The organism is Sunxiuqinia dokdonensis, assembly GCF_001270965.1.
In the GTDB taxonomy this organism is placed as follows: domain Bacteria; phylum Bacteroidota; class Bacteroidia; order Bacteroidales; family Prolixibacteraceae; genus Sunxiuqinia; species Sunxiuqinia dokdonensis.
The window spans coordinates 1-23,721 of sequence record NZ_LGIA01000079.1 but is presented as its reverse complement, the minus strand read 5'-3'; the positions used below and the strand labels follow the sequence as shown (position 1 = coordinate 23,721).

Genomic DNA, 23,721 nt, shown 5'->3' with positions numbered 1-23,721 from the left:
AAATATGGAAAAAATAAAAATTGAGAAGCTTTCGCTGGTTTTCGGGAAGGGAAAATCGAAAGCCTTAAAAATGCTTGATCAAGGCAAAACTAAGGCTGAAATACTAGAAGCTACCGGATGTAATGTTGCAGTTCGGGATGCCAACCTGACCATCAACGAAGGCGAGATCTTTGTGATTATGGGGCTTTCAGGTAGTGGAAAATCGACCTTACTCCGTTGTATCAACCGCCTTATCGAACCCACTACGGGGAAAATATTCATTAACGATGAAGAGATTACCCGCATGTCAGACAAGGAACTGCTCAACATTCGGCGCACGGAATTGGCTATGGTTTTCCAGCATTTTGGGCTACTTCCCCATCGCACAGTGCTCAGCAATGTGGCCTTTGGCCTCGAGCTTCAAGGTATTGATCGCGCCGAACGCGACAAAAAAGCCGAAGAAACCATCGAACTGGTTGGACTGAAAGGCTACGAAAACCAGAAAGTGAGTGAGCTATCGGGCGGTATGCAACAACGCGTGGGATTGGCCCGCGGACTGGCCAATACGCCGGAAGTGCTGCTAATGGATGAAGCTTTCTCAGCACTCGACCCACTGATTCGTTCGCAAATGCAGGATGAGCTGTTGTTGCTTCAGGAGAAAATGCAAAAAACCATTCTCTTCATTACCCACGATTTGGAAGAAGCCATCAAGTTGGGCGACCGCATTGCAATCATGAAAGATGGCGTTATCGTACAAGTAGGTAATTCCGAAGAAATCATTACCAATCCGGCCGATGATTACGTGAAGTCATTTGTTGAAAATGTGGACCGCAGCAAGATTGTTACCGCAGGCACCATCCTATTTAAAAAGCCCAAACTGGCGCGATTGAAAAAAGATGGTCCGGCAGTGGTTTTGCGCACTATGCGTGATATCGGAGTGACTTCGCTGCCGGTGGTACGCACGAACCGGACCTTTCTGGGATTTGTCAAAATTGAAGATGTGGTGGAGCTAAAAAAGAAAGAGATCAAAACCATTGAATCCATCATTCGGGATTCGGTGATGACGGTAAACCCGGATGCGACCGTGGAAGATATGCTTCCGCTGCTTAGTAAAACTAACTTACCCATTCCGGTGGTCAATGAAGATAATCACCTGTTGGGTTTGGTGACACCCACTTCTCTGATCGCAGAAACGACAGGTAAGGATAAGGAAGAAATTAATGAGATCATCCAAAAGGCAATTGAATTATGATTATAGGACAATATATTGAAGATGGCGTTAACTGGCTTACGGACAATTTTTCCGGAATGTTTGATGCCATCAACACCGGTATGAGCTCTTTGATTCAGGTCATTGAAAGTGTCTGGATTGGCCTGCCTTTTTATGTGACCATCGCCCTTTTTACCGGATTGGCACTGTGGAAAGCAGGGCGTAAAAATGCCATACTCACCTTGGTCGGCTTGGTGTTTATCTACTTTACCGGTTTTTGGGAAGAAACCATGCAAACCTTTTCATTGGTGTTGGCTTCGGCTATCATTGCGCTGGCCATTGGTATTCCGCTGGGAATCTGGAGTGCAAAAAACAAAACAGCCAACAGCATTATCCGGCCCATTCTCGACTTTATGCAAACCATGCCAGCGTTCGTTTACCTGATTCCGGCGGTGCTGTTCTTCGGACTGGGAACAGTCCCGGGGGCATTTGCCACCATCATCTTTGCAATGCCTCCGGTTGTCCGGCTCACTTCGCTCGGAATACAGCAAGTGCCCGAAGACATTGTGGAAGCCACCAAAGCGTTTGGCGCAACTCCGCGGCAACTGCTCGTCAAAGTACAATTGCCCCTGGCCATGCCAACCATTCTGGCCGGAGTCAACCAAACCATCATGATGTCGCTTTCCATGGTCGTTATTGCCAGTATGATTGGCGCCAAAGGCTTGGGCGAAATTGTACTGCAAGGGATTAGTCAATTACGAATCGGTCTGGGATTTGAAAGCGGACTCGCCGTTGTGTTACTGGCGATCATCCTCGACCGGATCACACAGAATTTAGGAAATAAACAAAAAAATGAATAAGATGAAACGAAACATTTTAGTAGGATTTAGTTTGATATTAGCAGTCTTTTTAACAAGCTGCGGTGGCGGAAGCAAAAAAAGCGACACAGAAGAAACAAACAAAGAGGTGACCATTGCGATGGTAAACTGGATTGAGTGTATTGCCAATACGCACCTGGCCAAAGCCGTGCTGGAGCAGAAAGGATACGAAGTTGAATTGGTTAACGCCGACGTAGCTCCGGTATTTGCCGCGGTTGCCAAAGGCGATGCCGACGTATTTATGGAAGTCTGGGAACCGATCACCCACGAGCCATATATGGAAAAATTTGGTGACCAGGTAGAGCGGCTGGGCGTCGTTTACGAAGAAGGCCTACTGGGGTTGGTCGTTCCGCAATACGTCGAGATCAATTCCATCGATGAACTGAATAGTGCCAAAGGCCAGTTTGAAGGTAAAATTGTCGGAATCAACCCCGGAGCAGGCATTATGAGTGTCACGGAAAAAGTAATCGATGAATACAATCTCGACTACGAACTGGTCACTTCAAGCGAAGCTGGTATGCTGGCCTCACTCAAAAGAGCCTACGACAAAGAAGAAGCAGTCGTTGTGACCGGGTGGAAGCCTCACACCAAATTTGCACGCTACGACCTGAAAATCCTTGAAGATCCCAAAGGAACGATGGGTGCTGCCGAAACAATTTCAGTGATTGCCACCAACGGATGGGCCGAAGCCAATCCCGAGCTGGCGACTTTCTTCAGCAATTTTAAAATGAATGACGACAACCTCGGTTCATTAATGCTGGCCATTGAAGAAAATGCAGGCAACGAAGAAGAAGCCGCCCTGAACTGGTACAACGAACACAAAACACTGGTTGATAGCTGGTTTAACGAATAAGAAATTCTCCAATCGTTGAATCAAGAAAGGCAGTCCAAAAAGTTAGGTCGTGAATCTTGCTTGACGCTGTGTTCTCCGTGTAAAACTTTGTGCAACTCTGTGGTTCTGTTATTTATCTTTTACCACAGAGTTTCACAGAGTAAGAACAGGAGTAGAACAGAGTTATTGGACAGCCTCTTTTTTTTTGAAAATTAGCTAAACCTCTTATTTTCCAATCTGCCAATCTACCGAACAGGGCCCTGCCCCTTTGATGATCAGAAAAAGGCTTGCCAAAAGCATGGCGTAATCGGTTCGGGCGGCATGCATCATCACCCAAAAACCGTCGTCCATCAAAATATCGACTTTGGTTGTGGAAATAGCCACCAGCATAATGATGAGCAAAGGAATACCAGCCAAGCGCGTGTACAAGCCAATTAAAACCAGCAAGCCACAAACGACTTCGAAACCACCCACAAAAGCGCCTAAAAATTCCGGAGATGGAAGTCCAACCTTTTCAAAGCGCCCGGCTCCCCGGATGGCTGGAAACAGAAATTTCTGAATACCTTCGGATAAGAAAACGACGCCAACCATCAGGCGGATCAGAAAAATAGATTTTAAATTCGATGTTTGAATAATTCTTTGGTGCATGATTGCTGTACTTTAAAAGATCGGAACAGCGAGGAGCCGGGCTTGTTCAATTTTGGGCATGAATCCAGTCGATATCCTTTTTTAACAAGCTCAGCGTTTCTTCCTCCCGCGATCCTTTTTCTGGCTGAAAATCGTAAGTCCACGAAGCCATGGGCGGCATACTTAAAAAGATGGATTCCGTCCGCCCGTTCGACTCCAAACCAAATTTGGTCCCCCGGTCGTAAAGCAGATTAAACTCTACGTAGCGGCCCCTTCGCAGGGTTTGCCATTGTTTTTCCTGCTCCGAAAAAGCACGCTTGCGGTTGCGGCTCATTAGTGCCACGTAAATTCGCGGATACGCTTCGGCCAATGCTTGGGTGAACGCAAAAAACTTATCGAAATTCACTTCGTCGGTTCCATCCTGGTGGTCGAAAAAGATCCCGCCTACGCCGCGCGTTTCCTCCCGGTGCGGCAAATAGAAATAGTCATCGGCCCAAACTTTATACTCCGGATAAAAAGAAACATCAAACCGGTCGCAAACCGCTTTCAATTGCTGATGAAACCAACGGGCTTCTTCCACATCAACATAGTGTGGCGTTAAATCGATGCCACCACCAAACCAGGCTTTCCCAGAACTCAGCTCGAAGTAGCGTACATTCATGTGGGTAATGGGCACATGGGGATTGTTGGGGTGAATGATGGACGAAATGCCCGTCGCAAAATAATCTTCGCCTTCATCAATATGAAGGGCCTTTCGCATACGGTCGCTCACCGGTCCACCTACAGCCGAAAAATTAACCGCCGCCTTTTCAATGGCATCGCCTTCGGTTAAAACCATGGTAAACCCATGTCCAATAGCCTTTTCCCAATGATCGGTTTTAAAAACAGCTTTTCCATCGGCTGTTTCCAATGCTTGACAAATTTGTTGCTGAAGGTTTCGGTAAGCCGATGCTACTTGATTATTTCTCATGAATGCTTGATGCTTGATATTTGATACTTGATGATGCTCGATACTTGCGACCGGAGGGAGTCCCGATTTCTCGAGAATACTTGATTATCGCTAGTCGGTCACGCTGTCCGCCAGGTTTCTACCTTGTTTGATCCGGTCGGCCATCCCGATTCCATCGCGAATATTGCCTCCCAACAGCAAACCCGGAAACTCAGCTTCCAACTCGGCAATCGCCTGCAAGCGCCCGGCTGATTCGATGCCGTACTGCGGAATAGCGTGCTGATAACGATTAATAACCAACAAATCAGGTTGCCATTTTGTTAGCCCCAGCATACTTTTTAGCTCTTTTTCAACCAACGCCTTAATTTCATCGTCCGGCAGATCAACCATTTTGGGTTTCCGAACTCCGCCTAAAAAAGTAGACAACAGCGCTCCACCTTCCGGGGCCCGCCCCTTCAGAAATGAAGAAAGAAACAAAACGCCCAAAATATCGCGGTTTTCGTGAAAAGGAATTAAGCCGCCAAAAGCTTTGATTGGCATACCTTCCCACTTTTTAAAACCAACTGAAACCTGCACCACACGGGCGTATTTCATCGCTTCAATTTGAGCCAGTTTATCAGCAGGCAAAAACGGGAACAGCTGCCGCAAGGCATATCCGCCAACCGTTGAAATAAGCTTGTCGAATTCGAAAGTCTGCCCGGCAGCATCCGTAATCTGGTATTTCCCTTCAGAATATTCAACCGTTAAATTCTTTTGATTGAGGTGAAAGCGGTCGGCTCCAATCTGCTCACCCAAAGCATTGACCAAAGATTTTAAACCTCCCCGAAGCGAGAAAACCTCCTTGGTGGCTTTTTTGTCCCAATCGGTTTTGGGCTCTTTGCTTTTTTTGATGGCTCCACCAATAAAACTACCGTAATTTTGCTCCAGATTGTAGAGTTTCGGCAAAGCATATTTCACAATCAGTTTACTTGGATCGCCTGAATAAACACCCAGGATAAACGGATCAATGGCGTACTTCAAGAAGCTTTTCCCCATTCGGCGGAGCACCAAATCGGCCAGCGACTCGTTTGGGTTGGTTCCCGGCTTACGAAATGGTTCGCCCAAAATTCGGAATTTATCGTACCACGAAAACAAAGGCGTGGTGATGCCGCCCCACAATCCACTTGGTATCGCATGCCAGCGATCGCCTTTCCAAATCCAGCGATACTTGGCATCTTCATCTGCAATTTCAAGCTGACAAGCCTCGCCCAGTTCTTCAATTAAAGCAGCTGCCTCGGGTTGTCCGAGCACCCCGGTGCTGGGGCCATTTTCGTAAAGGAATCCATCTTCCTCCCGGGTTTCGATGACGCCACCAATACGGCCGGCCTTTTCAAAAACCTGAACATCGTTTCCTCTCTTGCGAAGGTAATAAGCGGTGGTCAGCCCACTTAAACCGGCACCAATAACAGCTACTTTCTGACTCATTTTTAAACTGATTTTGAAAATTTCTGAATGGCTCCTTCCAGACGAATATCAAACACAGCAGCAATATTCCGCAGCACAAAGCGCCCCAAATCCGAAATCACAATTTCGTCGGTGGTGTACGATAGCAAATCGTCTTTCACAAACTCATCGAGCTTGCTTTCTTTAAAGTTCAGCAACTTTTTCAGTGCATCCACTTCCAGATTGAACTGTCCGGCAACCTGTTTCCACGACAAATACTGGTTGCACATAATTTCGTTGATAATTTGCCGGATGATTTTGTCGGTATCGGAAAGCGCAAATCCTTTCACCACCTTGATTTCACCCCGTTCAATCGTATCAATATATTCTTTTACCGTGCGGGCATTTTGAGCGTAAACATCTTCCAACTGGCTGATGCCGGTTACCCCAAAAGCATACACCTGCCCGGTAGTTTCGCGGGTACAGTAGCCTTGAAAGTTCCGGTGAAGCGAGCGGTTTTTTAGCGCAACAGCCATATCATCTTCCGGCTTGGCATAATGATCCAGTCCGATGGGCACATAGCCTGCGCCGGTCATTTTGGCCCAGGCTACTTCAAACATTTTCACTTTGTCTTCCGCTTCGGGCAAGCCCAATTTTTCCAGTTTCTGCTGCGCCTTTTTTACCCATGGCACATGGGCATACGAAAAAGTCACCAGCCGGTCGGGATTGATGGCCACGGCTTTATCCATCGTCGTTGCAAACGACTCTACCGTTTGGTGCGGCAAGCCATAGATGAAGTCGAGATTGACCGAAACTCCCGGGTGCCTGCGAATCATGCCCACCAGCTCTTCGATCGGGATTTCGGGCACTTCGCGGTGGACAGCGTCCAGCACTTTGGCTTGAAAATCCTGCACACCCAGACTGATGCGATTAAATCCGAAGGAAACCAAAGCATCAATGTACGCCTGATCCAAATGCGCCGGGTTACACTCCACCGCAATTTCTGGATGCTCAATAAATTGGTAGTTGGAAGTGAAAATTTCCATGATCTCGCCAATGTATTCGGCTGGCAAAACATTGGGTGTGCCCCCACCCCAGTGAATTTGCGAGATCTTCCGGTTTTTGTCGATCAGCTTACCAATCGTGTGGATCTCCTTTTTCAGGGCGGCCACGTAATTTTTCATGATATCCTGATCCTTGGTGATGTGCGTGTTGCAACCACAATACAGGCACAGCTGCGTACAAAACGGAATATGCAGGTAGATGGAGATATTTTCAGGCTGCTTGCTATTCGATGCTTTTACGGCCTCCAAATAATCATTGGTTGTGAAGTCATCGCCAAAAAAGTTGGCGGGTGGATAACTCGTATACCGGGGAACCGGGACATTATACTTATCAATCAACGCTAAAGGTATTCTCATATTTCTTGAATTGTTTGTTTCCAGCACGTGTACCCGCCTGTTCAGCCATCCATTCCCTCATCGTATCCATGATCATATGTATCAATTTCTCAGGCGGGCACAAAAGCGTGCAAATTATTCTATGCGAAAATAATAGAACTCGGGGGAAAACAAGCTTCCAAATGTCAGTTTTCAAGTTAATTCGTGTAATTCCTGACATCACTCATCGACTGATTGGCTGATTAAGGGTATTTTAGCTGAAACAAAAAAAATCAAAATGAATAAACGGTTGTTGACACTTTTATCGATGTTGCTGGCGCTAAATGGTTTTGCGCAGAAAAACGAAAGTAAAGGAAAAGTTGAAGTTTACGAGCAAGGAAAAGGCTATTATTACGAGTCCATTCTGAAAGATATTCACGCGGTGAATGAACAGTTGAAAGAAAAAACGCCATTTATCCGCTTCAACATGGACCAGTCGGGGCTGGATCTTCCCAACGATCCATCGCTTTACCAAACGGTTTGGTGCCAGGAAACCGAATCGCAGGGAAATGCCGGTACTTGCTGGTCGTTTTCAACCACCTCATTCTACGAGTCGGAGGTTTATCGCCAAACCGGCAAGCAAGTGGAGCTTTCGGAAATTTACACCGTTTATTGGGAATATGTGGAGAAGGCCCGCCGGTATATTGAAAAACGTGGCGACTCCAATTTCGACGAAGGCTCGGAAGGCAATGCCGTTGCCCGTATGATGAACCGCTACGGCATTGTGCCGGAGGAAATGTACACCGGTTTGTTGCACGGACGCCAGTTTCACACCCACGCCAAAATGATGGAAGAAATGCGCGGTTTTCTACACTCGATGAAAGCCAACAATGCCTGGAACGCAGACTACGGTCTGGAGACCATTAAAGCCATTATGAATCACCACATTGGTGAGCCGCCAGTGGAATTTGTGATTGAAGGAAAAACCTACACCCCCAAAACCTACATGACCGATTACCTGAAGCTGAACCCAAACGATTTTGTCGAGATTTTATCCTACAAACAAGAACCTTACTGGCAACAAGTGGAATACAAGGTTCCGGACAACTGGTGGCACAGCGATGAGTATTATAATGTGCCGCTGGATGTGTTTATGGATGCGGTAAAAAATGCCATCAAAAAAGGCTACACGATGAGCATTGGCGGCGATGTGTCGGAAACTGGGTTTAGCCGCGAAACCAATTGTGCCATGATTCCCGATTACGATATTCCTTCGGAGTACATAAACGAAGATGCCCGGCAGTTCCGCTTTTCCAACGAAACCACCACCGACGACCATGGCATGCACCTGGTTGGCATTTTGGAAAACTACAAGGGAACTGGCGACGACTGGTACCTGATTAAAGACTCCAGCTCAGGCTCGCGTAATGTGGGGGCCGACGATCCCAAGTTTGGGTACTACTTTTTTCACGAAGATTACATCAAACTGAAGATGATGGGATTCACCATCCACAAAGATGCAGTGAACGACATTCTGAAAAAGTTTAACTAATTGCAGGGGCAGCAGCTTGCCCACCACTTCGACAGGCCTTGCTTCAACATCAGCCCCGGGCATCGTAGATCGGAATCTGCGGCACCCGGGGCTGATTTGTCTTCCGCCTGCGTGCCGAAGCGATCTACCTGCGTGGTGGACCTTGCTACCTTCGTGGGGGAACCATCTCCCTTCGTGCCGGAACCATCTATCTTCGTGGGGGAGCTTGCGGTCTTCGTGGCGGACCCGTCTACCTTCATGGTGGAACCATCTACCTTCGTGGTGGAGCTTGCGGTCTTCGTGGCGGACCCGTCTACCTTCGTGGAGGAGCTATCTACCTGCGTGGTGGTGCTGTCTACTTGAAAAGACAAGGTTTCCGCCGTCATCGCGCAATTACCCACCGGCGTGTGGGTTTAGCGGGCGACCAGACGCTGGTATTTTGCATAGGCGCCGTCCCAATCCAGGTCCGGGTTGGGCAGAAAGGTTTCTACGTCGAATGAATGGCGGACAACATCGCGCATATCGGCCAGCGACTGCAAAGCGCCCATGGCTTTGGCCTGTACCAATATATTTCCGGTAGCCGTTGCTTCTGTCGGGCCGGCAATCACCTTCAACTTGGTGGCATCGGCCGTGAGCTGATTCAGAAAACGATTGTTCGCCCCGCCACCAATGATGTGTATTTTCTCGATGGGAAGTGCACTGACTGTGCGAATCTGCTCCAAAGTAAAACGGTATTTCAAAGCCAGACTATCATATACGCAACGGATCACCTGTGCGTGCGACTCCGGCCTTCCCTGCCCGCTTTTTTCGCAAAATGCAGCGATGGCATCCGGCATATTTGCAGGATTCAGGAACACAGCATCGTCGGGATTGACCAGAAATTGAAACGGCTCAGCATTTTTAGCCAAGGCCACCATTTCGTCCCAGCTGTATTTTTTTTCATTCAGCCAGGCCCGGCGGCATTCCTGGATAAGCCACATGCCCATGATATTTTTCAGGAAACGGGTGGTTCCTTCCACCCCACCTTCGTTGGTGTAATTCATGGCCAGGGTTTGATCCGAAACCAGAGGCTGATCGCTTTCAATGCCCATCAGCGACCAGGTTCCTGAGCTGATGTAAGCGTAGTGCTTGTCGCTGGCCGGTACCGAGGCAATGGCCGAGGCGGTGTCGTGGCCTGCAACCGCAATGACCGGAACCTGTGCGCTTCCCGTTTCACGGGCCACGTCGGCCTTGATTCTTCCGATAATGGTACCCGGATCCACCAAATCGGTTAAAATGGAAGTTGGTATTCCTGCTTTTTCAATCAGGTCCACTTGCCACTGATTTTTGCCCGGCACAAGCATCTGGCTGGTGCTGGCAATCGAATATTCGGTCACCGCTTCACCCGAAAACAGGTAGTTCAGCGCATCGGGCATAAACAAAATTTGATCGGTAATTTCGAGCAATGACGATTGATCCTTCACCATCGAAAACAACTGAAACAGGCTGTTGAACTGCATAAACTGAATGCCCGTTTGCCGGTAAACCTCTTCTTTCGGAATCAATTGAAAAAGATCATCCATGGCGGTGTCGGTGCGCGAATCGCGGTAGGCAAAAGGCAGCGAAATAATCATCCCTTCCTTATTCAAATGCACAAAATCGACTCCCCAGGTGTCCACGCCAATCGAATCGGGCTGGACGCCGTACTCCTGGATACACTTTTTCAGCCCTGTTTTCAACTCACTAAATAAACTGAAAATGTTCCAAAAGAAATGACCGTTGATTTGTTGCATTTGGTTTTCAAAACGATGAACCTCGGTAAGTGCCAGTTTGCCATTTGCCAAAGTTCCTAAAATTGCCCGGCCGCTTGATGCGCCGAGGTCGAAAGCCAGAAAGTGATTTTTACTCATATGTTTTGCCTTAGTTGATTTTACCAGAATCGAATGAACGGAAAATAATCAAAACAGCTATCCTGCTCAATCCTGAGCGTTGAACCGGGCGGCTTATTGTTCGGGTGTGAACTGTTGATTCGCAAAATCAATAAACTGCTTCCAATCGTAGCTTGTAATATCGTGCTTTCCAGTGCGGATATGATAGCCGACTGATCCGGCAACCGGGCTGTCGGGTGCTGGCATTTCGTTTACCGGTAAACCTTCGGTACCGTAAAGCTGATAAACTGCCCCGGCTTCAATAGCCGACAAGAACTCGCCTTTGGGGTCGGCCCACAAATCTTCGGTGGCGCTAGTCACATAAAGCGGACGAGGCGCCACCAAAGCCAGCAGCATGTGCTGATCGACCGGCAAATTTTCTTCGCGCGAAGCATATTTGTTCAGGTTTTCGCAAAACCAGTGCGGAAACGCTTTGGTAATCGAGCCAACCGTCTCGCCAAACTGACGTCGCGACAGGGCGGCGCCCATGCAACCGGAATTGTTGGAAATACACATGGCAAACCGTTGATCCAGGGCGGCGGCCCACAAGGCTGCTTTTCCCAGCCGCGAATGTCCGAAAACAATTACACGCGAAGAATCTACATCGGCATCGGTCGACAGGTAGTCCATCGCTTTTGTCAGCCCCCAAGCCCAGGCACTGATTGTTCCCCACTCGTCATAACCCGGCCTGAATTGTCCAAGTTGGTAGGAAAACGGATGAATGCCATCCTGAAAATTATCGCGATCCGGATCGATGTCACCACAATAGATCGTGGCTATGCCGTAGCCTGCTTCAAGAATCTCCTCGATGGGCCACCGGTCGCTTGCGACCCCACGTGACTGCTCCGTTACCTGGTTGTGCACAATGCCCAGCGAAGGATTATCGCGCACCCAGGAGTCGGCCAGGCGGATGTCCGGATCGTCGGACACGGTGTGGTTGCCATTGAAATTTAACCCCACAAAAACGGGCACGTTGTCCGAATCTTTTGGCAGGTATATCAATAGGTTGGCGCTCAACGCCAGGTCATCCTTTCTGAAAACGAGCTCCACCTGGCGGCGGATGGCCGTTCCGTTAAAAGCCTCACCAGCCGCTTCATGAATAATTACATCATCGATTTCAATATCAACCGGAATTTTTCCATAAACTTCCTGCTCAAATAGTTTCAGGAGTTCCGGTCTTCTGATTTTCTCCCATCGCTTGGCATTCTTAATCTTTCGTCCGTTTTTTGACACCAGCAATTCGGGCAGTTTGTAGTTCGGAACTTCTTTCTCATCGTAGTTTACGCCAGTTTGTTGCGCCATCAGGTTAACACTGATCAGCAGAATTATCATTGTTATCAAATATTTCATCAGTAAATGATTTGTTTTTTAATGGTCTGATGGAACTCACATGTTGCTGAAAATTATTTTCATTCTTGTTTGTGTGCCGAGCAACATGTTCGTTTCATGCTATTCTAATTTCTTCAAATCCTCGTCCGGTCACCAAAAATAGAATTTTTCTTCAGAAATCAATCATTGATGAATTGGTTTCCGCACCTTGGGCAGCACGCTTATTTTTTCTTAAAAAACTGGCCAATCATTTTTCTGAAATCGTCGAGGTGCTCAACATGTTCCATAAACGGTTCCATCATCGACGGATTACGCATGTTGATCAGATGGTAATCGGCCACACCCAACTGCATCGGGAAAACCAGGATGTAACTGTTCTGTTCAAAGTACTTATTTAGATACGACGGAATCTTCACCATGGCATCATGATACGAAGGATGTGTTCGCCGGCTCATAACAATCAGCAAGTTATCATCGTCCTGCACGTAACGGCTAAAAACCAAAAAGTCGTCCCAATCAGTAAAGTGATTGAACTCCACTTCGACTGCCCGTTCTTCCTGCATGTGCTTGAGAAAAGCGGTTGTTTCTTCCGACGCATAAAACACCAGTTTGGCACCGGTATTCAATCCCATGTTCCACACGCGCACCAACCAGGAGAAAAAACCAATCTCCTTTTCTGCATTCGGCGGGATGACCACCACATGTCGCTTGATGGTCGCCAGTGGCTGGAAAGGTTTGTAAATCATGGTGGTGGTATTACACTTGGTCAGAATACCTTCGGTTAACATTCCGAAAAAGGAATCCGAAATGCCTTTCTTTTCGTGTAACCCAATAATGAGGTCTGTAATTTTTTGCTCCTTCACCACATTGGAAATTCCATTCACAATGTTCAGGTCGTAACGCAACAAAGGTGTCAGTTGATTGTCGGTGGCCGATGCAGTAACAACGGCTTTATCAATGATCTTATTGGCGATTTTCTCGGCCGTTTCATTCACATGCCCACTGGTAATCACATTCAGCGCGATTAACTTGCTGCTCTTGCTTTTTGATTTTACCGTGGTGCTCAGATTAATCAATTCTTCCACATTGCGTTCATTGCTTAAAGGAATCAGGATCCGCTCGTCGAATTCATTCTTTGGCTTCTCATCTTCTTCCACCTCTTCGGAGCGCGCAATATTCTGTGCGCCTTTTTGGGTGACAAACGAAGCGATGGTGCAGGTTACCAGGATCATCAAAATGGTTCCGTTCAACACCGCATCGTTCAACAGGCGGATGGGTTCGCCGGAAGCATCCTGCCCAATGATCACATTGTACCCTACCAGCACAGCCGCCAGGGTTGATGCTGCCTGCGCATTGCTCAAGCCAAAAATTAACCGTCGCTGGTCGGCTGAATAGCGAAACGATTTTTGGGTGAGCCAAGCTGCCAAAAATTTAGACAGTGTGGCCACCACACTCATCACAATGGCTACTTTAATCGTTTCCCAGTCACTGACAAAGGCCCGGTAATTGATCAGCATGCCGACACCAATCAGGAAAAACGGAATGAACAAGGCATTCCCCACAAATTCAATCCGGTTCATCAAGGGCGAAGTTTTTGGGATCAGCCGGTTGAGCGCCAAGCCGGCAAGGAAAGCCCCCACAATGCCTTCGATCCCCACCACCTGTGCCAGGAAAGCACCCAGGAACACCATGCCCAACACAAAAATATACTGCGACACATTGTCGTCGAAACGCTTAAAAAACCACCGCCCAATAATTGGAAACACGAATAGGATAAATAACACGAAGGCCAAAATCGACCCGCTAAGGCCCCACCAAAAGGTCTGCGAAATTTCGCCGGTTTCCATTCGAACAATCACTGCCAACACCAGCAGCGCCAGCACAGTGGTGATGAGCGTACCACCAATACTGATGGTGACGGCTTTATTTTTGGTGATTCCCAATTTACTGACAATTGGATAGGTAATCAGCGTATTGGAAGCAAACATGCTGGCCAGCAAAATGGAAGTATTCCAGCCAAAATCCAGTAAATATAGGCCCGACACAGTCCCCAGCACCATGGGAATGATAAAAGTATAGGCTCCAAAAACAATGCTCTTCCACAAGGTTTTTCGAAAATCAGCCAGGTCAATTTCCAGTCCGGCCACAAACATGATGTATAACAAGCCCACGGTTCCAAACAACACAATACTGCTGTCGCGCGCCATCAGGTTCAAGCCGTAGGGACCAATCATTACGCCGGCAATGATGAGTCCGATCAGATGTGGAATTCGAATTTTATTCAGCAAAATTGGCGAAAACAGAATGATAAAGAGGATCATGGTGAAAATCAGGATCGGATCCTCCAGGGGCAAATTCAAGCCAAATATTTTTGATAGAATCATACATTCTTTTTTTATGCAGGCAAGAGACAAACAAAACGTCGGTTGCTCCCTCCCGTTGAGGCTGACAAGATACAAACAAGTCTTTTATTATTTCAAGACAGATAATGACTATTAAATGTCTTTTTGATCGTTTTGTAGAAACTGGAGAATTGGCATTTAAAATTCGCCTATTTCGTACTCATATAAAGATCAAACAGCTGCTTGATAGAGCGTGGCTCGCCAATAATGGTCAACACATCATTCTGCTGCAAAACGGTATACCCGTGCGGAGCAAACGACCGGGCGTCGCGTTCGACCAAGGCTACCAATACGTCTTCGGGCAGCTTAATCTCCTTCAACTGTTTGCCGATCATCTCACCCTGTGAAGCTTCCGGGATCAACCTGACGGTAATAAATCGTTCGTTGTGAAGCAGGTATTCTTTTATTTCGCGATCGCTGGTTTGTTCCAGCATATTTTTGACGAAATCTTCACGCTCCACAATGTTCATCAGGCGCGACAGCATGCGCAACTGCAAGCGCGACTCATTGGCCGGATTCACTAAAAAGAAAAACACTTTGATATTGTCCTCGGATAAAATTGTGCCTTTCCCAACCGGTTTCAAAATCCCCTTATTTGAAAGAACGACATGAAGCGATGGCTCGCCAATGCCGGCATATTTGGCATACAATACCGAAACTTCGGGCGTCACCAGTGCCGGATCAATGGCTGAAATGGTATGAAATTCAGAAACAAGCGAATCTTTGTTGATATGAATTTCCTTGGAAAACAAGCCGGAGACATGATCGACCAATGCGTTGAAATCCATATTTTCTGACGCGCGTATAATTCGTGCGTTCATGATGGTGCTGTCGAACGGATCTCCCTGCCGAAGCCCTTTTTCTTTCAGAATGGTCATAAACTCATTCTCCAGATCAGCGTGCTGATGTTTCCCCAACAAGGCAAACCAATGAAAAATGGCTCCCTCACGCTCCACTTTTCCCTTGGCATAGTAATTAAACCACAGTACAGCCACCAACACGATGAACGCACTAAACAGAATAGCCATCCAGCCCATGTAGATGATCAATACGACAGAAATAATGATTCCAGCGATCTGCATGCCAGGGTACAAAGGCGATTTAAACCCCGGATCGTATGAATCGATGTGGCTGTTCCGAAAAACAATCACAGAAAAGTTGATCAGCATCAGGACGATCAGATTAAAAGTACTGGCTAGTTTTGCTATTCCTTCTTCTGAAAGAACCAGAATGAAAAAGATAATGAGTCCGGTTGTAAACAAGATAGAAGTAACGGGAGTTCCTTTCTTTCCCACCTTGGAGAATCCGGGCGGGAAAAGTTTGTCACGCCCCATCGCAAATGGATAGCGCGAAGACGACATTAATCCAGCGTTGCCGGTAGAAGCAAATGCCGCCATAGCAGCACCGATCATGAGGTAGGCTCCCATATTTCCAGGCATCCATGTAAACAGCTGCTCAACGGCTGTAGCCGCCGGGGCCAAATCTTTTGCAAACTCCGCTGGCTCAATAATAGATACCATGATGAACACCCCCAGTACATAGATCACGCTAGTGGCAATAAGCGACAAAAGCATTCCCAAAGGAATATTCCGCTCCGGATTTTTGATCTCCTCAGCCACGCTGGCAATCTTTGTTAATCCCAGGTACGATACAAACACAAAGCCAACGGTGGCTATCATTCCTTCAAAGCCATGGGTTAAAAAGGGCTGAAAGTGGTTATTCGCTGATGGTTGATCGATTCCAATGGTGAAAAATACGCGGTAGAGTCCATCGACGATAAACGTACCCAGCACAATCAATAAAAAAACAACAAAGTAGTTTTGCAGTCGTGATGTATTTTTAGCACTAAGTAAATTGACCCCCATAAACAGGAAGGTGGCCGCAATGGCAATGGTTTTAACCGGAACCGCCCAGAAAAAAGCGGCATAAGCTCCGATACCCACAATGGCGAACGCCGTTTTAAAAACCAAGGCAAGGTAAGTGCCCAAGCCGCCGATTGTTCCCATAAGCGGCCCCAAACTACGATCGAGAAAAAAATAAGCTCCGCCTGACCTGGGCAGAGCCGTTGATATTTCGGCAATGCTAAACATGGCAGGCAGAATCAACAAGCCAGCGATCAGATAGGCCACAAAAACGGAAGGTCCGGTATACTGCGATGCCAGACCTGGTAAGAGAAAAAATCCGGAGCTGAACATGGCACCCGTACTGATGGAAAAAACATCAAACAAGCCCAGCTCTTTATTCAATCGTACTTTCTTCGCCATCGTTCTTCTTTCTGTTTTTTAGTAGAATCCGAAAACAATTCCTTATTTCTAAACGACAAGAATTCCTTAAATATACAATTTCTTCGGAATACTTACCCCTCATGACCGACAGGCAACGATGAATCTTGAAAAACTCTTTTTGTTTGGCCGGCAGATTTCGGATGAATTCAAATTCTTGCAGCGAATTTAGCATCCTTCTATTCAAAAGGTTGATTGGTGGTAGCAATGCCGATTCACATCGCCCCCATTGATTTGAGCAGAAAAAAGCAAAATTGAGCAATTTACCCTCGACAGGTGTTGATCAAGGCATTTTCGGATTGTAGGTTTTTGCCGGTGTTTCGTTGCGGGCCACACGCAAGGCATTACGAGCTAAGGCGTCCAGTTCATCTTCGCCGGGGTAAACAAAAACAGGTGCTAAAAACCCAACTTTATTTTCTATAAAATCAGTCAGGTATTGATTGTAAGCGACTCCGCCTGTCAACAGAATTCCATCCACATTTCCATTCAGCACGACCGCCATTTCGCCGATCGACTTGCTCACCTGATAGCCCATGGCATCCTGAATCAAGCTGGCTTTTTGGTTTCCGTGCCGGGCCATTTCCTCCACTTCCTTGGCATTGTTTGTTTTCAGATAAGCCACAAAGCCTCCTTCGCCAACCACCATGCGACGAACATCGTCCTTGGTCATCCCGCTGTCAAAACACCAGTCGATCATTTGTCCGGTTGGTAGTCCGCCACTACGCTCTGGACTAAAAGGCCCGTCGCCATCCAGTCCATTGTTGACATCCACTACCCGACCTTTCTTATGCGCGCCCACAGAAATGCCGCCGCCCAGGTGCGCAACAATCAAATTCAGCGATTCATAATCCTGACCAACTTTCCGGGCATGTAATCGGGCTGTTGCTTTTTGGTTGAGCGCATGAAATATGGATCGCTTTTCAAAAGCAGGATGTCCGGTAATTCGGGCGATTTCATCCAACTCATCGGTCACCACCGGATCGGCGATGTAGGCTTTTGCCCCCGGAATTTGGTTAGCTATAAAATCGGCAATGAGCGGACCGAGGTTACTGGCGTGCTGCCCGTAAACGCCTTCACTGGCATGTTTCAGCATCAGGTTGTCGACCAGGTAAACACCCGATTCCAGCGGGTAGGTCAGCCCGCCCCGCCCAATGATATACTTCAGGCTGTCCACCTCAAAACCTTCTTCCATCAAGGCGTCAATAATCATCCCTTTGCGGTAGTCGAATTGCTTCAAAATGCTTGTGTAGCTTGACAATTCGTCGATGGAATGACGCAAGGTCCGGTTCAGTTTGCATTCTTCGTTATAATACACGGCAAACTTGGTGGAGGTTGATCCGGGATTGATGGCTAATATTCGGTATTCATTGTTCATGCTAACGACTCATTAAGGTGGCCAAAACAATGGAGTTCAATTTGGTTTGGGCGCTGTCGCCGCGCGACGATAAAACGGCCGGCACCTTGGCTCCCACAACCACCGCTGCTTGCTCTGAGCCGCAAAGTCGGGTATTGGTTTTATAGAAAACATTACCCGAATCGATGTTTGGAAAGAGCAGGCAGTCGGCATCGCCGGCCACTTCCGACTGAATGTTTTTAATTTGGGCTGATTCTTTATCAAGCGCCACATCGAGCGCCATAGGCCCGTCAACCAAGCCGCCCGGAAAATGTCCGTCAAGGGCCATTTGTTTCAGTTGGCCCGCATCAGCGCAAGCCGGAATCGATTCGATGATTTGCTCGGTGGGCGCAATCATGGCCACTTTGGGCCGGGCAATTCCCAACTTCTGCCCCACCTCAATCAAATACCGGATCATGATTTCCTTTTGAGCCAGCGTTGGAAAGGGAATAATGGCCACATCGGTCACAATCAACAACTTGTGATAAGCCGGATTGTCAATCAGCGAAACATGCGTCAGTAGGCCACCAGGCACAACCAAGCCAAACTGCTTGTTTAAAATGGCCCGCATGTATTTATCTGTATTGATTAAGCCTTTCATCACCAAGCTGGCCTTTCCTTCCTGAATTAGCCTGACAGCTGCCAAAGCAGCATCCTCCGGGGTTTCGGCATGAACAATCTCAAAATGACTGGCATCAATCTCATGCCCCTTACAGGTGGTCTCAATTTGGCTTTGATCGCCGGTTAAAGTCACATCAACAATGCCAAGGCGACGGGCTTGCTCAGCAGCCTCAATGCTGTGACCGTCCACACCGTTTACAAGCACCATGCGTTGTTTGGGACGATCTTTCGCGATCAAAATCAGATCGGCTAAGTGTTTAGCGTTCATTCTTTCGTTTTACAGTGGTGAAAATACAATAAGAACAGTTGAATTTACGGAACAAATATCAATCTAAAAAAATGTTTTTAAACCCCTGAAAAACAAAACATCCGACACAGTACTGCATCGGATGTCAATCGGAAAATATTTTTAATCCTGAACTTTCGGATTACGATTTTAGCGCTTTAAATACTTACGATTTGGTAAGTTCACGAACTTTCTTTTCGGTGTCGAGTGCAATCATTAATTCTTCATTTGTTGGCACAACCATAATTTTTACAGGTGAATCGTCGGTACTGATGATTCCTTCGGAACGAAAACCTTTATTCTTTTCTTCATCCAGGTGAATGCCCAGAAACTCGAGCCCGCTGGCTACTCCGAACCGGGTCGTGTCGGCATTTTCGCCAATTCCACCGGTCAAAATCAAAATATCCAGTCCGCCCATCGCTGCGATGTAGGAACCGATATATTTCTTCACCTTATAATTATAAATATCCAAAGCCATTTTGGCCCGTTCGTTGCCCTTGGCGCTGGCGTCCTCAATCTCGCGCATGTCCGACGAAATACCGGACAAGCCAAGCATTCCGCTGTGCTTATTAAATAAAGTGCTGGCTGACTTGATGCCCAATTCTTCTTTCTCCATGATGTAGGTGGCCACACCAATATCCAGATCTCCGGAGCGGGTTCCCATGACCAGGCCTTCCAACGGAGTAAATCCCATGCTGGTATCGAACGATTTGCCATCTTTCACGGCAGCAACTGAGGCGCCGTTTCCGAGGTGGCAGGAAATAATTTTCTGGCTTTCGAAGTCGCGGCCCAGCAGCTCGCAAGCCCGTTTGGTAACATAACGATGGCTGGTGCCGTGAAATCCGTAGCGGCGAATTTTATACTTTTCGTAGAGCACGTAAGGAATTCCATACATGTACGATTGAGGTTCCATGGTTTGATGAAAAGCAGTGTCGAAAACGCCCACCTGTGGAATTCCCGGAATCAGCTCTTCCATGGCATTGATCCCTTTCAGGTTAGGCGGATTGTGCAGTGGAGCCAGGTCGGTACATTTCACGAGTGCTTCAATCACTTCGTCGTTAATCAGCTCACTGGCATGGAAATATTCACCTCCGTGAACCACGCGGTGACCAACGGCATCAATTTCTTCGAGATTTTTAAGACAACCATACTTTTGGCTGGTTAAAACACCCAGAATATATTCAATCCCACTTTTGTGGTCTAAAATTTCGCCTTCAAAAACAATTTGCCTGCCATCCTCATGGTTGTGTTTCAAAAATGAGCCTTTCATGCCCAGTTTTTCAACCCCTCCTTTGGCCACCACAAGCTGGTCGTCCATGTTAAAAAGTTGATATTTAATCGAACTGCTTCCGCAGTTGAGTACCAGAATCTTCATTCCTTCAATATTTTCGTTGAGATTTTATTTTTTATTTAGCAAATGGCTGAAGTGTTCCCACTGTTTACAATCCGATTGCCTTCTTCGTCATACTCATAGAAACCTTTTCCGGTTGATATGCCCAATTGCTTGGCCCGTACCAACCGTTTGATAATGGGTGACGGTTTGAAATGGACATCGCCAAACTCGGTATAAATGTTTTCCATCCAACGCACAATTTTATCCAGCCCCATCTTATCAGCCACTTCGAAAGGCCCCAGGCGCATTCCCTGGCCAATTTTCATGGTGGTATCAATGTCTTCCATTGTGGCTACGCCTTCCATCAAAATTTCACAGGCTTCATTCAGCAGAACCACAAAAAGGCGCACGCTGACCAATCCAGCCGATTCTTCTACTGGAATGATTTTCCGGTTGATCAACTTCACAAACTGACAAACCTTTGCGTACGATTCATCGGAAGTATATAATCCTTTAACCACTTCCATAATCCGGGCTTCGCGCGATGAAACTGAAAAGTGGAAACTGACACAGCGATCCTTATACTTCATTTCCGAAGAAAGCTCAGTAATAATAATGGTGGTTGAGTTGGTGCCAATAATGCAATCGCGATCGACTACCTCTTCGATTTTTCGGAAGATTTTCTTACGCTCCTTAATTTTGCCTCCTCGATTAACCGCACGAATGGATTCGACCACAAAATCGCAGCCAGCCAAATCCTTATAATCCAGGCTTCCTTTTATTCTGGAAAGGATAGCCCGCTTTTCGCTCTGGGTTAAGCCCCAATGTTCGATTCGATGATCAAGAATTTTTTCGATGTTGCGATAGGCATCGCGGATTTTTTCTTCGCTGACTTCAATAAAAACCACTTCAATTCCATAGAAGCTGGCGACCCGGGCAATGTTTTGTCCAACAAGCCCGCAGCCAACGATCCCAATTTTTGAGAACAACGCCCTGGAAACCTTTTTCTTAATTAAACCAAATTCTTCAATTGGTTCATAAATCACTTCACTAGCCATTTTAATTTTATTTATTCGAACGAGGCAGCAGCCTGGTTGGAGGTAATTGCTACCATATTAACGATGTCGCTCACCGAGCAACCACGCGATAAATCATTGATTGGAGCGGCCATGCCCTGCAAAACCGGGCCAATGGCTTCGGCTTTTGCCAGTCGCTGCACCAGTTTATAACCAATATTGGCAGCTTCCAAACCCGGGAATACCAGGATATTGGCGCGACCAGCCACTTCGCTTTCGGGTGCTTTTAATTTGGCCACCTCGGGAATTAAAGCTGCATCGAGCTGCAATTCGCCATCAATTTTCAAATCAGGCGCCATTTCTTTGGCAATCCGGGTGGCGTTCACCACTTTGTCTACCCGCTCGTGCTGGGCGCTTCCCTTGGTTGAAAAGCTGAGCATCGCTACGCGGGGTTCCATACCCACAATGGCTTTGGCGGTTTTAGCTGTTGTCACAGCTATTTCGGCCAACTCGCGCTCTGTCGGATCGGGCATCACAGCACAGTCGGCAAATACCAAAATGCCATCGTGCCCAAAGTGCGGATCGTTCATAAACATGAGAAAAGCGCCGGAAACCACACTCACGCCCGGTAAGGTTTTCACAAACTGAAAAGCGGGCCGCAACACATCGCCGGTGGCATTGACCGCACCGGCAATTTCGCCATCGGCATCGCCACTTTTAATCATCATCGGAGCAAACACCAGCGGATCGTTCAATAAATCTAGCGCCGCTTCTTTGGTTAGGCCTTTCGATTTTCTGATTTCTACCATCAGGTCAGCATACCGCGACCGACGTTCATCTGTCTTGGGATCAATCACGACAGCTCCTTTAATGTTCACACCACATTCTTCGGCTGCCTGCATAATTTCTACCGGATTTCCCAATAAAATAATCCGGGCAATATTTTCATTCAAGATAATTTCCGTAGCTCTCAAAGTCCGTGGTTCTGTCCCTTCCGGGAGCACAATCCGTTTTTGATAGCTCTGCGAGTTTTTGATAACACGTTCAAGTAATTTCATTCGAAAAAAACTTTTCTGGTTTATTTTATATGTACTGATGATTCACTCTTTCTGCTTTCACAAAGAAAAAATGGCACACCAACGATCTTTTCTGCTACCTTTTTCCTTCACCCAAACCCTTACCAGCTGCGACATTGTTATCTGGTACGGCTGTTTAAACCGAAAGTTTAAGATTTCTAACTATTGGGTAAAAGATTCAAAATGCAAAAGTAGCTAAAATAACGTGTTTAAATCCCCCGAACCGGTTAATTATTTGTCAATCCTGACAAATATTAGCTTTGTAATGCTCCACTTAGCCAAACAAAACCACCGTACTTGCAATCGATTGCATTATTTTGGCTGCTACTTTAAGAAATTCATAAAATCGCTCCGTTTTTTTTTCGATTGAAAAGGCACCCAATTGTGCAATTCGGCAGCAGCAAATGGCCAAGGCTTTTTAGTCACCAAAATAAATTGATATTTTTGTTTTGCCCGAAATTCATTTGACTATGAAAGAAACCGACCCGTTTTATGCTCTGAAGCAATCGCTAGAAGGCGAAGTGTACACCAGCAATGTGCAGCGAATTATCTATGCGACTGATGCTTCTTCGTATCGCGAAATTCCACAGGCCGTATGCAAACCCAAGTCAAAGGACGATCTCCGCAAGATTATTGCTTTTGCGCGCAAGCACCAAACTTCGGTGATTCCCCGGGCTGGTGGCACATCGCTGGCCGGACAGGTTGTGGGGAAGGGAATTGTGGTTGATGTTTCGAAATACCTGAACAGCATTCTTGATTTTAATGCTGAAGAACGATGGGTTGTGGTTGAACCGGGCGTGAACCTGGCTGAGTTGAACCAGTTTTTGGCGCCACATGGGTTGCAGTATGGCCCGGAAACATCAACGGCCAACCGCTGCTGCATTGGCGGCATGGTGGGCAACAATTCCTGCGGACTGCATTCCTTGATTTATGGCAGTGCCCGCGACCATCTGCTCGAAGCCGACTGTCTTTTGGCTGATGGCTCGTCGGTTGTTTTTCGTGAATTGACGACTGAAGCGTTTCAGACCAAGTGTTCCGGCGACCCGAACAGCCTGGAGACCAAAATCTACCAGAACCTGCAGGAATCACTCTCCGATCCGGCCAACCAGAAAAGCATTCGAAACGAATATCCCGACCCCAAAGTGCTGCGCCGCAACAATGGCTATGCCCTTGATATCTTGCTGGAAACCGATCCGTTTACTGGCAACGGCAAAAAAATCAATGTGTGCAAGCTGCTGGCCGGAAGTGAAGGCACGCTGGCCTTTTCCA

The 23,721-nt window shown here is 47.1% G+C and carries 18 protein-coding genes; 5 read left to right on the top strand and 13 right to left on the bottom strand.

Annotated features, from left to right (window positions below; translation table 11 throughout):
* Positions 1-4 precede the first annotated feature (4 nt).
* Genes NC99_RS06770 through NC99_RS06760 form a run of 3 tightly spaced genes read left to right on the top strand, consistent with a single transcriptional unit; the run spans position 5 to position 2,920 of the window.
* The gene (locus tag NC99_RS06770; protein ID WP_053181312.1) at positions 5-1,231 is read left to right on the top strand and encodes a quaternary amine ABC transporter ATP-binding protein; all 1,227 of its coding nucleotides are present in this window, start codon (positions 5-7) and stop codon (positions 1,229-1,231) included.
* Positions 1,228-2,049, top strand: coding sequence for an ABC transporter permease (locus NC99_RS06765; RefSeq protein WP_204374926.1), 822 nt, complete (start codon positions 1,228-1,230; stop codon positions 2,047-2,049). Before NC99_RS06770 ends, NC99_RS06765 begins: the two co-directional genes overlap by 4 nt.
* A 1-nt stretch (position 2,050) precedes the next feature.
* Positions 2,051-2,920 (top strand): glycine betaine ABC transporter substrate-binding protein, encoded by an 870-nt coding sequence (locus NC99_RS06760; protein WP_053181304.1) that lies wholly within the window; start codon positions 2,051-2,053, stop codon positions 2,918-2,920.
* A gap of 204 nt (positions 2,921-3,124) precedes the next feature.
* On the opposite strand, the gene NC99_RS06755 is transcribed toward NC99_RS06760, so the two are convergent.
* From NC99_RS06755 to hemN, 4 genes are all read right to left on the bottom strand, one after another.
* Positions 3,125-3,547 (bottom strand): DoxX family protein, encoded by a 423-nt coding sequence (locus NC99_RS06755; protein ID WP_053181301.1) that lies wholly within the window; start codon positions 3,545-3,547, stop codon positions 3,125-3,127.
* A gap of 46 nt (positions 3,548-3,593) precedes the next feature.
* Positions 3,594-4,496: an oxygen-dependent coproporphyrinogen oxidase gene (hemF, locus tag NC99_RS06750; RefSeq protein ID WP_053181298.1), complete on the bottom strand. Its 903-nt coding sequence runs from the start codon at positions 4,494-4,496 to the stop codon at positions 3,594-3,596.
* Positions 4,497-4,586: 90 nt separating this feature from the next.
* Positions 4,587-5,939 (bottom strand): protoporphyrinogen oxidase, encoded by a 1,353-nt coding sequence (gene hemG / locus NC99_RS06745; RefSeq protein ID WP_053181295.1) that lies wholly within the window; start codon positions 5,937-5,939, stop codon positions 4,587-4,589.
* Positions 5,940-5,941: 2 nt separating this feature from the next.
* On the bottom strand, positions 5,942-7,318 hold the full coding sequence (gene hemN / locus NC99_RS06740) for an oxygen-independent coproporphyrinogen III oxidase (protein WP_053181292.1): 1,377 nt from the start codon (positions 7,316-7,318) through the stop codon (positions 5,942-5,944).
* A 256-nt stretch (positions 7,319-7,574) separates the two neighbouring features.
* Here hemN and NC99_RS06735 point away from each other — a divergent pair, with 256 nt between their 5' ends.
* Positions 7,575-8,828: a C1 family peptidase gene (locus NC99_RS06735; RefSeq protein WP_204374925.1), complete on the top strand. Its 1,254-nt coding sequence runs from the start codon at positions 7,575-7,577 to the stop codon at positions 8,826-8,828.
* Positions 8,829-9,220: 392 nt separating this feature from the next.
* Here NC99_RS06735 and rhaB read toward each other — a convergent pair whose 3' ends face one another.
* The 9 genes from rhaB to pta form a co-directional block, all read right to left on the bottom strand.
* Complete coding sequence (gene rhaB, locus NC99_RS06725) at positions 9,221-10,696, bottom strand: rhamnulokinase (RefSeq protein ID WP_053181285.1); 1,476 nt, start codon at positions 10,694-10,696, stop codon at positions 9,221-9,223.
* 93 nt (positions 10,697-10,789) lie between these two features.
* Positions 10,790-12,064, bottom strand: coding sequence for an alpha/beta hydrolase family protein (locus tag NC99_RS06720; RefSeq protein WP_053181282.1), 1,275 nt, complete (start codon positions 12,062-12,064; stop codon positions 10,790-10,792).
* A 200-nt stretch (positions 12,065-12,264) separates the two neighbouring features.
* A complete protein-coding gene (locus tag NC99_RS06715; protein ID WP_053181279.1) occupies positions 12,265-14,427 on the bottom strand; it encodes a cation:proton antiporter in 2,163 nt (720 codons plus the stop codon).
* A gap of 167 nt (positions 14,428-14,594) precedes the next feature.
* Positions 14,595-16,709 (bottom strand): amino acid permease, encoded by a 2,115-nt coding sequence (locus tag NC99_RS06710; protein ID WP_053181276.1) that lies wholly within the window; start codon positions 16,707-16,709, stop codon positions 14,595-14,597.
* A gap of 301 nt (positions 16,710-17,010) precedes the next feature.
* Positions 17,011-18,102, bottom strand: coding sequence for a butyrate kinase (buk, locus tag NC99_RS06705; RefSeq protein ID WP_053181272.1), 1,092 nt, complete (start codon positions 18,100-18,102; stop codon positions 17,011-17,013).
* A 1-nt stretch (position 18,103) separates the two neighbouring features.
* Positions 18,104-19,009 (bottom strand): phosphate acyltransferase, encoded by a 906-nt coding sequence (locus NC99_RS06700; RefSeq protein WP_053181268.1) that lies wholly within the window; start codon positions 19,007-19,009, stop codon positions 18,104-18,106.
* A gap of 184 nt (positions 19,010-19,193) precedes the next feature.
* The gene (locus NC99_RS06695) at positions 19,194-20,402 is read right to left on the bottom strand and encodes an acetate/propionate family kinase (protein ID WP_053181265.1); all 1,209 of its coding nucleotides are present in this window, start codon (positions 20,400-20,402) and stop codon (positions 19,194-19,196) included.
* A 35-nt stretch (positions 20,403-20,437) separates the two neighbouring features.
* Positions 20,438-21,418, bottom strand: a complete 981-nt coding sequence (locus NC99_RS06690) for a 3-hydroxyacyl-CoA dehydrogenase family protein (RefSeq protein ID WP_053181262.1) — start codon at positions 21,416-21,418, stop codon at positions 20,438-20,440.
* Positions 21,419-21,429: 11 nt separating this feature from the next.
* Positions 21,430-22,434 (bottom strand): phosphate acetyltransferase, encoded by a 1,005-nt coding sequence (gene pta, locus NC99_RS06685; RefSeq protein ID WP_053181259.1) that lies wholly within the window; start codon positions 22,432-22,434, stop codon positions 21,430-21,432.
* Positions 22,435-22,922: 488 nt separating this feature from the next.
* Between pta and NC99_RS06680 the strand changes: the two genes are divergently transcribed.
* Positions 22,923-23,721, top strand: a 799-nt coding sequence (locus NC99_RS06680; RefSeq protein WP_157624583.1) for an FAD-binding oxidoreductase, incomplete at its 3' end; no start/stop codon positions are given.

What these genes read in the sequence shown, in the direction of transcription:
- NC99_RS06710 (WP_053181276.1), bottom strand. Translation starts at nt 16,709, where the DNA reads ATGGCGAAGAAAGTACGATTGAATAAAGAGCTGGGCTTGTTTGATGTT.
- NC99_RS06690 (WP_053181262.1), bottom strand. Translation starts at nt 21,418, where the DNA reads ATGGCTAGTGAAGTGATTTATGAACCAATTGAAGAATTTGGTTTAATT.
- NC99_RS06715 (WP_053181279.1), bottom strand. Translation starts at nt 14,427, where the DNA reads ATGATTCTATCAAAAATATTTGGCTTGAATTTGCCCCTGGAGGATCCG.
- NC99_RS06700 (WP_053181268.1), bottom strand. Translation starts at nt 19,009, where the DNA reads ATGAACGCTAAACACTTAGCCGATCTGATTTTGATCGCGAAAGATCGT.
- NC99_RS06720 (WP_053181282.1), bottom strand. Translation starts at nt 12,064, where the DNA reads ATGAAATATTTGATAACAATGATAATTCTGCTGATCAGTGTTAACCTG.
- pta (WP_053181259.1), bottom strand. Translation starts at nt 22,434, where the DNA reads ATGAAATTACTTGAACGTGTTATCAAAAACTCGCAGAGCTATCAAAAA.
- NC99_RS06765 (WP_204374926.1), top strand. Translation starts at nt 1,228, where the DNA reads ATGATTATAGGACAATATATTGAAGATGGCGTTAACTGGCTTACGGAC.
- hemF (WP_053181298.1), bottom strand. Translation starts at nt 4,496, where the DNA reads ATGAGAAATAATCAAGTAGCATCGGCTTACCGAAACCTTCAGCAACAA.
- NC99_RS06735 (WP_204374925.1), top strand. Translation starts at nt 7,575, where the DNA reads ATGAATAAACGGTTGTTGACACTTTTATCGATGTTGCTGGCGCTAAAT.
- NC99_RS06695 (WP_053181265.1), bottom strand. Translation starts at nt 20,402, where the DNA reads ATGAAGATTCTGGTACTCAACTGCGGAAGCAGTTCGATTAAATATCAA.
- buk (WP_053181272.1), bottom strand. Translation starts at nt 18,102, where the DNA reads ATGAACAATGAATACCGAATATTAGCCATCAATCCCGGATCAACCTCC.
- NC99_RS06760 (WP_053181304.1), top strand. Translation starts at nt 2,051, where the DNA reads ATGAAACGAAACATTTTAGTAGGATTTAGTTTGATATTAGCAGTCTTT.
- NC99_RS06770 (WP_053181312.1), top strand. Translation starts at nt 5, where the DNA reads ATGGAAAAAATAAAAATTGAGAAGCTTTCGCTGGTTTTCGGGAAGGGA.
- hemG (WP_053181295.1), bottom strand. Translation starts at nt 5,939, where the DNA reads ATGAGTCAGAAAGTAGCTGTTATTGGTGCCGGTTTAAGTGGGCTGACC.
- NC99_RS06755 (WP_053181301.1), bottom strand. Translation starts at nt 3,547, where the DNA reads ATGCACCAAAGAATTATTCAAACATCGAATTTAAAATCTATTTTTCTG.
- hemN (WP_053181292.1), bottom strand. Translation starts at nt 7,318, where the DNA reads ATGAGAATACCTTTAGCGTTGATTGATAAGTATAATGTCCCGGTTCCC.
- rhaB (WP_053181285.1), bottom strand. Translation starts at nt 10,696, where the DNA reads ATGAGTAAAAATCACTTTCTGGCTTTCGACCTCGGCGCATCAAGCGGC.